This is a genomic window from Immundisolibacter sp. (assembly GCF_041625615.1).
GTDB lineage: Bacteria > Pseudomonadota > Gammaproteobacteria > Immundisolibacterales > Immundisolibacteraceae > Immundisolibacter.
The window spans coordinates 1-11575 of sequence record NZ_JBFJTF010000070.1 but is presented as its reverse complement, the minus strand read 5'-3'; the positions used below and the strand labels follow the sequence as shown (position 1 = coordinate 11575).

General features: G+C 69.2%; 12 protein-coding genes and 1 pseudogene. 11 read left to right on the top strand and 2 right to left on the bottom strand.

The annotated features are described in order from the left end of the window. Both ABYX71_RS07090 and ABYX71_RS07085 read right to left on the bottom strand, forming a co-directional pair. Positions 1 to 242: pseudogene (locus ABYX71_RS07090) on the bottom strand (hypothetical protein); the annotation flags it as partial. 75 nt (positions 243 to 317) lie between these two features. Beyond that, positions 318 to 1199, bottom strand: a complete 882-nt coding sequence (locus ABYX71_RS07085) for a DMT family transporter (protein ID WP_372695811.1) — start codon at positions 1197 to 1199, stop codon at positions 318 to 320. Positions 1200 to 1365: 166 nt separating this feature from the next. Here ABYX71_RS07085 and ABYX71_RS07080 point away from each other — a divergent pair, with 166 nt between their 5' ends. The 11 genes from ABYX71_RS07080 to ABYX71_RS07030 form a co-directional block, all read left to right on the top strand. Beyond that, positions 1366 to 1737 carry an HIRAN domain-containing protein gene (locus tag ABYX71_RS07080; RefSeq protein ID WP_372695810.1) on the top strand — a complete coding sequence of 124 codons (372 nt, stop codon included), beginning with the start codon at positions 1366 to 1368 and terminating at the stop codon, positions 1735 to 1737. A gap of 53 nt (positions 1738 to 1790) precedes the next feature. Next, positions 1791 to 2771 carry a UDP-glucose 4-epimerase GalE gene (galE, locus tag ABYX71_RS07075; protein WP_372695809.1) on the top strand — a complete coding sequence of 327 codons (981 nt, stop codon included), beginning with the start codon at positions 1791 to 1793 and terminating at the stop codon, positions 2769 to 2771. Between the two features lie 300 nt (positions 2772 to 3071). Next, the gene (locus ABYX71_RS07070) at positions 3072 to 4544 is read left to right on the top strand and encodes a flagellin (protein ID WP_372695808.1); all 1473 of its coding nucleotides are present in this window, start codon (positions 3072 to 3074) and stop codon (positions 4542 to 4544) included. A gap of 157 nt (positions 4545 to 4701) precedes the next feature. Continuing rightward, on the top strand, positions 4702 to 5037 hold the full coding sequence (locus tag ABYX71_RS07065; protein ID WP_372695807.1) for a flagellar protein FlaG: 336 nt from the start codon (positions 4702 to 4704) through the stop codon (positions 5035 to 5037). Positions 5038 to 5047: 10 nt separating this feature from the next. Continuing rightward, the gene (gene fliD, locus ABYX71_RS07060; RefSeq protein ID WP_372695806.1) at positions 5048 to 6463 is read left to right on the top strand and encodes a flagellar filament capping protein FliD; all 1416 of its coding nucleotides are present in this window, start codon (positions 5048 to 5050) and stop codon (positions 6461 to 6463) included. A gap of 36 nt (positions 6464 to 6499) precedes the next feature. Then, positions 6500 to 6913, top strand: a complete 414-nt coding sequence (gene fliS / locus ABYX71_RS07055; protein ID WP_372695805.1) for a flagellar export chaperone FliS — start codon at positions 6500 to 6502, stop codon at positions 6911 to 6913. Then, positions 6910 to 7221 carry a flagellar protein FliT gene (fliT, locus tag ABYX71_RS07050; RefSeq protein WP_372695804.1) on the top strand — a complete coding sequence of 104 codons (312 nt, stop codon included), beginning with the start codon at positions 6910 to 6912 and terminating at the stop codon, positions 7219 to 7221. The genes fliS and fliT overlap by 4 nt, the downstream gene beginning before the upstream one ends. A 78-nt stretch (positions 7222 to 7299) precedes the next feature. After that, complete coding sequence (locus ABYX71_RS07045) at positions 7300 to 7851, top strand: PilZ domain-containing protein (protein ID WP_372695803.1); 552 nt, start codon at positions 7300 to 7302, stop codon at positions 7849 to 7851. A gap of 208 nt (positions 7852 to 8059) precedes the next feature. Continuing rightward, positions 8060 to 9490: a sigma-54 interaction domain-containing protein gene (locus ABYX71_RS07040; RefSeq protein ID WP_372695802.1), complete on the top strand. Its 1431-nt coding sequence runs from the start codon at positions 8060 to 8062 to the stop codon at positions 9488 to 9490. Positions 9491 to 9617: 127 nt separating this feature from the next. Beyond that, a complete protein-coding gene (locus tag ABYX71_RS07035) occupies positions 9618 to 10436 on the top strand; it encodes a sensor histidine kinase (protein WP_372695801.1) in 819 nt (272 codons plus the stop codon). A 3-nt stretch (positions 10437 to 10439) separates the two neighbouring features. Continuing rightward, positions 10440 to 11575, top strand: a 1136-nt coding sequence (locus ABYX71_RS07030) for a sigma-54-dependent transcriptional regulator (protein WP_372695800.1), incomplete at its 3' end; no start/stop codon positions are given.

Here is an 11575-nt window from a genome sequence, read left to right as displayed (position 1 = left end):
TCGACGATGGCCAGTTCCGCCGCCGCCTTGCGGTCGGCCAGGTCCACATCCGACAGGGCCCGCAGGTACTGGGTGAGGCCGCCGGCTGCCGGCCGTGGCCGGCCCGGGACGGCGATCAGTTCGTCGAAGTGGTCGGCCGGGTCGTAGCGGTTCCAGTCGATGCGCATCGTGTGCCGTTTTAGTGATGTGAGGGGTCCGGACCCGAGCCCCGGCGTGTGATAGCGGGCGGCGGCGTCGGCCATTTTTTGTGTCTCCCGGTTCCTACCTTGGCACAGGACGGGAAGGCACGCTTCATGCCAGTCGCCCCGACGGGCCGGTCACGGCGTGGCCGGCAGGCGGTTGACCAGATATACACCGCCGATCACCGCCGCGCCGCCGGCGGCCAGCATGATGGTGAGTGGCTCCCCCAGGAACAGCGTGCCGGCAACCACCGACACCAGTGGAACGAGAAAGGTGTTGCCGGCCATCCGCGATGCCTCGCCGGCGGCGACCAATGCCAGCCACAACGTCCAGGACAGCGACAGACCCACTGCCGCGCCGTAGCCGAGCACCAGGACAAACGTGGGCGTCCAGGCGATGTCCGCCCAGCGTTCGCCCAGCAGCAGTCCGCCGAGCACGATCAGGCTGCCGCCGATGACGAACGGCAGCGAGATGAACCACAGGATCGAGCGCGGTGCGGCGCGCTTGAAGGCCACGGTGCCGATGGCCCAGGCGGCCGCGGAGCCGACGCCGTAGGCCAGCCCGAGGGGCGACAGCACACCGTCGATGCCGTGCACCATGATGGCCGCCACGCCACCGAAGCCCAGCAGCAGGCCGGCCAACTTGGTGCGTGTCAGCCGCTCGCCCAGCCACACATGTGCCAGGCCGGCGATGAAGATCGGCTGCAGGTACAGCACCACCGAGGCGATGCCGGCCGGCAGCAGCTTGACCGACAGCGTCGACAGGCCGAAGAACAGCAGCACGTTGAACAGCGCGCTCAGCGTCAGCGCCGGCCAGGTGCCGGCCAGGTCCGGTGCCTCGCCGCGGCGCAGTGCCAGCATGGCCAGCAGCAGGCCGCCGCCAATGGCGCGCAGGCCGGCGAACAGCAGCGGTGGGCAGTAGGCGAGGCCGACCTTCATGATCGGGTAACCGACGCCCCAGATCAGTATCAGGAGCGCCAGTGCCTGGTGCGGGTGCCGGGTGATGAGCGAGCGGGACATGGCGGGTGGCGGTCGTTGGCGGTCGGTGCGCCATTGTCGGCCACGTCCGCTCGGTGTGACAGGTCGCCGAGTCGCGAAAAATTCGTGCCCGGGCTCAAGTGGCTCACGAAATGAGACTGTCGGCGGTTAGCCTGCCCTCGACATTTCGCATTCGGAGGGTCCGCGCATGTTGTCATCGGTGTTGAACTGGCTGGCGCGCCGCCTGCGCCAGCGCCCGGAACTGATTCCGCCGCTGGAGTTGCCGCTGGCCGGTTTCCGGCACCACCGTGCCACCGGCGTGTGGCCTTTTTTGCACCCCGGTGCGGTGGTGGAGCTAAAGCGCGAGCCCTGGAACCGCCACGATTCGCGCGCCGTGGCGGTGTACTACCGCCGCGACAAGCTCGGTTACCTGCCACGGAGCGATAACTTTACGGTGGCACGCTGGTTGGACCAGGGGCGTGCCTTGAGTGCCTGCATCGCCCGCCTCGACGAGGCGGCGCCGTCGGCACGGCGGTTGCTCTTGCGATTGGAGTTGCAGCAGGTTTCAGCGGGCCGCTGAGGACGCTTGCTACCATCCGGCGCCCGCCCGGTCCACAGCAGTAGGGACAAGTCATGCGCTTATTGGTCACCGGCGGCGCCGGTTACATCGGCAGCCACGTGGTGCGACAACTGGCTGCCGCGGGACACCAGGTAACGGTGTACGACAACCTGGGTACCGGGTTCGGGTGGGCGACGCTGGGCGTGCCGCTGATCGAGGCCGACCTGGCCGACACGGCGCGTCTGGACGCAGCCTTCGAACAGGGCCGGTTCGAAGCGGTCCTGCACTTCGCGGCACACATCGTGGTGCCGGAGTCGGTGGCCGACCCGCTCAAGTACTTCGCCAACAACACCTGCAACACGTTGGGGCTGCTGCGCGCCATGCAGCATCACGGCGTGTCGCAGCTGGTGTTCTCGTCCACCGCGGCGGTGTACGGCAATCCCACGCGCGTCCCCATCAACGAGGACGCCGTCACGGCGCCCATCAACCCCTACGGCGCCTCGAAGCTGATGAGCGAGCGGATGATCAACGACCTGGCCGCCACCGGCGCCCTGCGCTTCGTTTCGCTGCGTTATTTCAATGTCGCCGGCGCGGCGCCGGACGGGCGCCTGGGACAGGCCACGCCAACCGCCACGCACCTGATCAAGGTGGCCTGTGAGCTGGCCTGCGGCAAACGCGAGCAGCTGCAGGTGTTCGGTACCGACTACCCGACGCCGGATGGCACCTGCGTGCGCGACTACATCCACGTCGACGACCTGGCCAGCGCCCACGTGCTGGCGCTGGATCACCTGGTGGCCGGCGGCGCGTCGCTGACGCTCAACTGTGGCTACGGCCACGGCTACAGCGTGCGCGAGGTGCTGGCGGCGGTCGAGCGTGTGCTGGGGCGGCCGTTGGCGGTGCGCGACGCGCCGCGGCGCGCCGGCGATCCCGCCACGCTGGTGGCGGACAGCGCGCGCATTCGCCAGGTGCTCGGCTGGCAGCCGCGCCACGACGACCTGGACCTGATCGTGCGAACCGCGCTGGCCTGGGAGCGCACCCTGCCGCGCAGCGACTGACGCGCTGCCCGCGCATCGCCCGCGCAGGCGGGCGTTCGGGCGCCGCCTGACGCGGGGCCGACGACCGGTGCTCCGGGGCGTGGCGCGCACGCCCTGTCCTGTCAGAAAAGCCACCTCCTCGGCGGCCGGCACGGCGGTGGCGGGGTGGCTGTAAAAAAACTCAATTCGACACTCAAGCTTCACCACGCCAGGGCCGATACACAGCCCGGAAGCGGAGCCCGTCAGCGGGTTCCTGGAGTCAGGCCCTAACCCAGTCGGGAAAACGGCCCAGGTAACACAACTCAACGGTGGAGCATTCCCATGCCGCAAGTCGTCAACAGCAACATCAGCGCGCTCAACACCCAGCGCAATCTGAACCGCAGCCAGGGTGAACTGGCCACGTCCCTGCAGCGCCTGTCGTCGGGCCTTCGCATCAACAGCGCCAAGGACGATGCCGCAGGCCTGTCGATCGCCGATCGCATGACCGCGCAGATCCGCGGCCTCAATCAGGCGACGCGCAACGCCAACGACGGCATCTCCATCGCCCAGGTGGCGGAAGGTGCGCTCGGCGAGGTGACCAACGCCCTGCAGCGCATGCGTGAGCTGGCGGTGCAGTCGGCCAACGACACCAACAGCGCCGCCGACCGCGCTTCCCTGCAGAAGGAAGTGGCCCAGTTGCAGCAGGAAATCAGCCGGATTGCCACGCAGACCCAGTTCAATGGCAAGAACGTGCTCGACGGCTCGTTCGCCAACGGCGTGTTCCAGGTCGGTGCCTACTCGGGGCAGACCATCAGCTTCGGTATCGGCAGCGCCAAGGCCACCGACATCGGCTCGCACCAGGTGGCCAGCCAGGGCCACATCGGCAACGCCCTGGCTGCCGCGGCCGATGCCACCGCCAACAACGGCCTGGACGCGCAGACGCTGACCGTGTCCGGTTCGACCGGCAGTGCCGCTGTTGCCCTGAGCGGTGGCGAGACCGCCAAGGCGGTCGCCGATCTGGTCAATGCGCAGAGTGTGACCACCGGCGTCACGGCCACCGCCACCAATTCGGCATCCGTGGGTTCGCTGAGCGCCGCCGGTACCGTCAGCTTCAACCTGTACGGTTCCAACTCGTCGGCCGTGGCGATCTCCGCCACCGTCGGCAGCACCTCCGATCTCAGCGCCCTGGCCGACGCCATCAACGCCAAGACGGCCGAAACCGGCCTGACCGCCGAATTGGCGAGCAATAAGGCGTCGTTCACGCTGAAGAGCGCCGACGGTTACGACATCAAGATCGAGAACTTCGTCCACTCCGGCGATGCCGGCGAGACGCTGGCGGTCGAGGGTCAGACCCTGACCGGCCCGACGGGCGGTACGCCGGCCGGCACGGACAGCCTGGTCGTGGGCGGCAAGCTCGAGTTCAACTCGTCCACCGCCTTCAGCCTGAGCAGCAGCTCCGGTACGGAACTGCTGACCGCCGGCACCGTGGGCAGCAGCCTGTCCTCGGTGGGCGCGCTGAACATCGGCACCCAGGTGGGTGCCAGCAACGCGCTGGCCGTGGTCGACGGCGCCCTGGCCTTCGTCGACGACCTGCGTGCCTCTCTGGGTGCGGTGCAGAACCGCTTCAGCTCGGTGGTGGCCAGCAACCAGGCCACGGCGGAGAACGTGTCGGCCGCCCGCTCGCGCATCCAGGATGCCGACTTCGCGGCCGAGACGGCCAACCTGTCGCGGGCGCAGATCCTGCAGCAGGCGGGCACGGCCATGCTGGCGCAGGCCAACCAGCAGTCGCAGAACGTGCTCTCGCTGCTGCGGTAAGCGGGTGGGCGCACAACGCGCTTGCAACGTGCGGGCGGCGGGTCGAGGCATGTCTTCGGCCCGCCGTTTCGCGTGTCCGCGTTGCGTGTTCACAGGACGATCGAGACCGGCCGGGTAGGCCTGTGCCGACCCGCCTTCATGGACGGAGGATGACCCAATGGACATTCGCTTCGCTCCAGGTGCCCGCCTGTCGGCCGTCACCGCGGCACGGACAACGGTCGAGGCACCGTCATCGCGCGACGACGGACCCGTCGGCCCGGCACGCAGCGCCCACGCGGCGCACGATCAGGCCGTGGCGCGACTGCAGGACCACGTCCAGAACGTGCAGCGCGAACTGCGTTTCAGGGTGGATGAGGCAACCGGTCAGACCGTGGTGCGCGTGGTGGAGAAGCCGACCGGGCGGCTGATTCGGCAGGTCCCGAACCAAAGCACGCTCGACCTGAACGCGTTCCTGCAATCGATCAGCGGTCCGCTGCTGCGCGAGCGGGCCTGAGGAGGACGACATGGCAGGCTTGAGTTCCGCGGGTATCGGGTCCGGCCTCGACGTCGCCGGGCTGGTGTCGAAGCTGATCGACGCCGAGCGCACACCGGTATTGACGCGCCTGGCCGGCAAGGAGGCCACGCTGCAGGCGCAGCTGTCCGGGTTCGGGCTGCTGCGCGGTGCGCTGGACAAGCTCAGTTCGGCCCTTGACGGGCTCGCTTCGCCGACGCTGCTGACCGCCAACAAGGCGACCGTCAGCGACGACACGCGCTTGACCGCCAGCGCCGGCGACACCGCCGCGCCCGGTACCTACGCGGTCGAGGTCAGCAGCCTGGCCAGGGCGCAGAAACTCGCCTCCGACGCCTTTGCCGACGCCGACGCCGTGGTCGGAACCGGCACGCTGACGCTGGCCCTCGGCGGCAAGAGCGCCAGCGTCACCATCGACGACGGCAACAACACCCTGGCCGGCATCCGCGACGCCATCAACGCCGCCCGTGATGCCGACGGCAAGCCACTGGGGGTCACCGCCACCCTGGTCACCAGCACTGGCGCCACGGAACCGGCCGGCACCTACCTGGTGCTCACCTCCGGCAAGACCGGCGCCGCCAACACCATCAGCCTGACGCAGACGGGCGGTGACGGCGGCCTGGCGGCGCTGCAGTACGAAACCGGCGGGTTGGCCAACGGCCTGACCGAAAAGCAGCCACCGGCCGACGCGGTGGTCAAGGTGGACGGTTTCACCTACGCCAGTGACAGCAACACCGTCACCGGTGCCCTGGCCGGCGTGACGCTGAACCTGAAGGCGGTCACCACCGAGTCGGCCACGCTCACCGTCAGTGCCAACACCGGCTCGGTGCGGGCCAAGGTGCAGGCCATGGTGGATGCCTACAACGGCTTGCGCGCGGTCATCCGGGAGCAGGGTGGCTACAACGCCGCCACCGGCAAGGGCGGGGTGCTGATCGGCGACCCGGCGCTGCGCAACCTGGAAGGTCAGTTGCGGCGCCAGCTGGTGGATCCGGTGCCGGGTGCCGGCGGCGCGCTCACGGCGGCCGGCGATCTTGGCCTCAGGTTCGACGCCAACGGCAACATGACCCTCGACAGCGCCACGTTCGACGCCGTGCTCGCCGCGGACCGGAGCGCCCTGGCCGGTGTGCTGCAGGGCGACGGGGCGCTGGTGAAGCGCCTGAGCGGTGTGGTGGATGGGTATCTGGCCGGCAGTGACGGCCTGATCAAGGCGCGGACCGACGGCATCGACCGGCGCCTGCGCGACATCAGCGACCAGCGCAACGCGCTCGACCGGCGTCTGGCTTCGCTCGAGGACCGCTACCTGGCGCAGTTCTACGCGCTCGATGGTCTGATCAGCCAGCTGACGGCGACCGGAAATTTCCTCACCCAGCAGCTGGCCACTTTACCCGGCGCGGCATCGGCCGATAAGTAACCAGTGACAGGTTATCTAACCCCGGAGATCCGATTTATGTCCCCGTCCAGCGCCGCCCTGAAGCAGTACGCCGCCGTGCAGGTGCAGTCCAGCGTCAGCGAGGCCTCCCCGCACCGTCTCACTGCGATGTTGTTCGACGGTGCCATCGAACGCATCAACCAGGCCAAGGGCCACATGCAGCGCGGTGAGCTGGCCCGCCAGGGCGAGCTGATCTCTGCCGCCATGGCCATCGTCGCCGAGCTGGCCGGCAGCCTGAACCGGGATGTCGCGCCGCAGTTCGTCGACCATCTGGACGGCTTGTACGACTACATACAGCGCCGCCTGCTGGAGGCCAATCGCCGTCAGGACCTGGCCTTGCTGGACGAGGCGGGTCGCCTGCTCGGCACCGTGGCCGAGGCCTGGCACGCCATCGGGCCGGACCGCCCGTCAGCGGCGCGCGCCGGCGCGTGAACGACACCGCGCTGCAGTCGGCACTGGCATTGACCGCGGCCATGTTGGCGGCGGCCGATGCCGATGCCTGGGACGAGGTGGCGGCACTCGCCGCCCGCCGACACGCGTGCCTTCAGGCTGCGCTCGGCGGCGATGCCTGGCGTTTGCGGTCGCAGGTGGTGCAGGACCTGCGGCACATTCTCGCGGCGGACCGGCAACTGGCCGAGCGCGCCTCGGCCGCGCGCCGTCAGGCCGCCAGCGCCCTGCGCGAACTGCGCGGTGGCACGCGCATGCAGGACGTGTACGCTGCGAACGCCGCCCTCGGCTGAGCGCTTTCGCCTGCCGTACCATTCATCCGCGCTGGTGGACGCCGGGCGGAGGGCTGGTGCCGTGACGGGAGAAAAAGCATGACGTGGCAGGCCGACGCTGTGTTCGCGGGTGCGCTCACACATGTCGATCGCCTGACGGTGATCTGGCAACCACGCACGCAGTTGCCAGGTGAGCTGGAGGCGATTGACGCCAATCGTCGCGCGTCGGCGCTGCTGGGGTTGCTCGGTGGCCTCGACGAACTGCCCCCGGTCGACGATTCCCCCCAGCTGGCTGCGCACGTGCAGCGCCTGGATCAGAAGCTCGACCTCGCCCTGGAACTGCTCGGCCGCCTGGTGGCGCGCGAGCAGGCGCTGCCGGCGCCCGTGCCGGTGCAACTGAGCGCGCGTGCAGTCATGTGGCGGGCCGAACCGCCGCCGGCCGCCGGTTCGGGATGGGTGGCGCTTTACCTGCTGCCGCACCTGCCCAAGCCGCTCGAGCTGCCGGCGGTGCTGCATGTGCTGGATGACGGCGCGGTGGTGGCCGAGTTCCAGGGGCTCGAGCCGGCGGTCAGTGAGGCGCTGGAGCGGTTCGTGTTCCGCTGCCACCGGCGCGCGGTGGCGCAGGCCAGGCGCCCGGGCGGCGCTGGCTGACAGCAGGACAGTGACCCGCGTTCCGGCCACTGCCGAAAAACCGGCACGTGTGCCGGTACGTGCGGTTCCGCGGGTCGCCGATTTCTTGACACGTGCTGTGCGTGTTTGCACTATTGCGGACGTTTTTGGCGCGTTTGCGTGATGCGTGGGCGCGCCGGGTGACGTCATCATGACGCACTCGGGCAGGGTTAACAGGGAAACCCGAGGCATGGTCCGCGATTGTCTGGTTCTGGCGCCGCCGCCGGCGGACGTCTGTCCCGCGCCGGTTGATCTGTTGCATTTTCTTGGCTACCACACCGTCACCGACGGTGAGTTGGACGAGTGGCCCGACGACGCGCCGCCATTGGCGCTGATGCTGTTTCAGACCGGTTCGCGCGAGGAGGCCATGGCGCTGCTCGCGCGCTGTCGTGCCCGTTGGCCGCGCACGGTGGCCGTGCTGGCGGTGCCGGACGGCGAGAAGGCCGGTGCGGACTGGCAGACCGCGCTCGGTCGGGCACTCATCGGCACGGTGACGCTGCCGCTGCAATACGACAGCCTGAGCGCCGCGCTCGACCGGGCGCGTTTCGTGCGCGAGCGGGCGGGCAGTCGCCACAACGCCAGCCTCGTGTACCGACTGGTTGGCCACGGGCACGCCATGGAGCGTGTCAATTACCTGATCGAGCGCGTGGCCCGCACCGACTCCAATGTGCTCGTGCTCGGCGAGTCCGGCACGGGCAAGGAAGTGGTTGCCCGCAACATCCATTTCCAGTCTGCGCGCTCCAACCGCCCCTTTGTGCCGGTCAACTGTGGCGCGATTCCCGCCGACTTGCTGGAAAGTGAGCTGTTCGGGCACGAGAAGGGCGCATTCACCGGTGCCATCAGCGCCCGTCAGGGGCGTTTCGAGGCGGCCGAGGGCGGCACCCTGTTCCTGGACGAAATTGGCGACATGAGCCTGCCGATGCAGGTCAAGCTGCTGCGTGTGTTGCAGGAGCGCGTGTTCGAGCGCGTCGGCAGCAACCGCAGCATCAACGCCGATGTGCGCATCATCGCCGCCACGCATCGAGACCTGGAAGCGGGCATCCGAGAGGGCCGGTTCCGCGAGGATCTCTACTACCGCCTGAATGTGTTCCCGATCGAGTTGCCGCCACTGCGCCAGCGCTGCGAGGACATTCCGGCGCTGGTCGACGAACTGGGCGCGCGCATCGCGCGGGAGAAGGGCATTCGGGTGCGCCTGAATCGCGATGCCATGGCCGTGTTGTCCGAGTATCCGTGGCCCGGCAATGTGCGCGAGCTGGCCAACCTCATCGAGCGCATGGCCATCCTGCACGGCGAACGGCCCGTGAGCGCTGCGGATCTGCCGTCACGGCTGCGTCAGTCGGCTGGCGTTGCGGCGCCGTGCGACGAAACCGGCGACCTGCCGCTGCCGGGCGTCGGCGTCGGTGCGCCGATGCAGGCCGGCTCCAGCCGGTTGCCGCTCGCCGGCATCAATCTCAAGGACCACCTTGAGGACCTGGAGCGGACCTACATCCAGCAGGCGCTCACCGAGGCCAACGAAGTCGTCGCCCACGCCGCCGAACTGCTGAACATGCGTCGCACGACGCTGGTCGAGAAGATGCGCAAATACGGCCTGCAACGGGCCGGATCGGTGTCGGATGCTTGACGGTTGGTGGATATCCCATCAATAACTGTAAGAATAATAATGAAAAAATAAACTGGTACGGTGCTTGCTAAAGGCCTGATCGACACCGGCCCCGCCGTCGCGGGGCGCAGCGATCAGGACCTGGATCATGCCGGCCACGCTTTCTCACAAACACACCGTCGACCCCGACGTCGACGCGTTCGAGCACCTGTCGGGGGCGCTCGACCAGTCGTACCGCCAGCTCGAACGGCGCCTGGAGGCACTGCAGCAGCAGCTGGCGGTTCAGCGGCCGCTTGCCGCGCTGGGAGAAATGACAGCCGGTTTGGCGCATCAGGTGCGCACGCCGCTGGCCACCGCCCTGGTCTACGCCTGCCATCTGCGTGACGCCAGCCTGGAACCGGGCGATCAGACGCGGTTCGCGGGCCGGCTGGTCGAGCGCCTGCGTCAGCTCGAGCGTCTGGTGGCAGACATGCTGGCATTCGCGCATGGCGCCAATCCGGGCACCGGACGTTTCACCGTCGCCGACCTGCTGCATGCGGTCTGCGCAACCGTGCAGCCGCGCTGCCCGGACGGGGCGCGACTGCGGTTGCCGCCGGCGCCACCGCCGGCGCGTCTGACCGGCAGTGTCGAGAACCTGGCCGGGGCGCTGGCCAATCTGTGTCTGAACGCCTTCGAGGCGGGGGCGACCGAGGTCGCTGTCGTGTGTGACGTGCACGACGGCGAACTGTGGCTGGCCGTGAGTGACGACGGCCCCGGTGTGGAGCCGGCCTTGCGGGCACGCGTGTTCGAGCCGTTCGTGTCCGGGCGGCCGGGCGGCACCGGCCTGGGACTGGCGGTGGCCCGGGGCATCATCGAGCGCCACCACGGCCACCTGGTGCTGGCCGAGTCGACGGCCGGCTGTCGTTTCGAGGTGACCCTGCCGTGCCGCCGCCCGCGTCGCGTCGCTGCCCTGACGCTGGAGGATTGAGCCATGAGCCATGCCGCGGTGATGGTGGTGGAGGACGATCCGGCCCTGCGCGAGGCCTTGTGCGACACGCTGGATCTGGCCGGCTACCGCAGCCTGGCCGCCGCCGACGGGCAGGCGGCGCTGGCCATGCTGGAACGCGAACGCCCGGCATTGGTCGTCAGCGACGTACAGATGCAGCCGATGGACGGTGACGCGCTGCTGCAGGCCCTGCGCCGGCGCCGGCCGGACTTGCCGGTGGTGTTGATGACCGCCTTCGGCACCATCCGACACGCCGTGCAGGCGGTGCGCGACGGTGCCGTTGAGTACCTGGCGAAACCGTTCGAGCCGGCGGCACTGGTCGGGATGGTCGGCCAGTTGCTGCCACCGGGCGCCGACGCCGCCGACGCCCCGGTGGCCGACGACCCGCGGTCGCGTGAGCTGCTGTCGCTGGCGGCGCGGGTGGCGGACAGCGAGGTCAGCGTGCTGCTGACCGGCGAGTCGGGTACCGGCAAGGAGGTGATGGCGCGCTATATCCACGACCAGTCGCCGCGGCGCGACGGGCCATTCGTGGCCATCAATTGCGCCGCCATTCCGGAAAACATGCTCGAGGCGACGCTGTTCGGTTACGAGAAGGGTGCCTTCACCGGCGCCAGCAGCGCGCACGCCGGCAAGTTCGAGCAGGCCCACGGCGGAACCCTGCTGCTGGACGAGATTTCCGAGATGGCGCTCGGCCTGCAGGCCAAACTGCTGCGCGTGTTGCAGGAGCGCGAGGTGGAGCGCCTGGGCGGGCGTCAACCGATCGACCTCGACGTGCGCGTGTTGGCCACCAGCAACCGGGATCTGGCGGCCGAAGTCGCAGCCGGGCGGTTTCGCGAGGATCTTTACTACCGCCTGGCGGTGTTCCCGCTGCACCTGCCGCCCCTGCGCGAGCGGCCGGCCGACATCCTGCCGCTGGCCCGGCGGCTGCTGGCGCGTCACTGGCGCCGGCCGACCCCGGCGCCGGTGCTGGCCGATGCGGCCGTGGGCGCGCTGCTCGGCTACACCTGGCCGGGCAACGTGCGCGAGTTGGACAACATGATTCAGCGGGCGTTGATTCTGGCCGACGCCGGTGCCATCGAGGCGAACCACCTGGTCGGTACCTCGGCGCCGGCTCCGTTGAG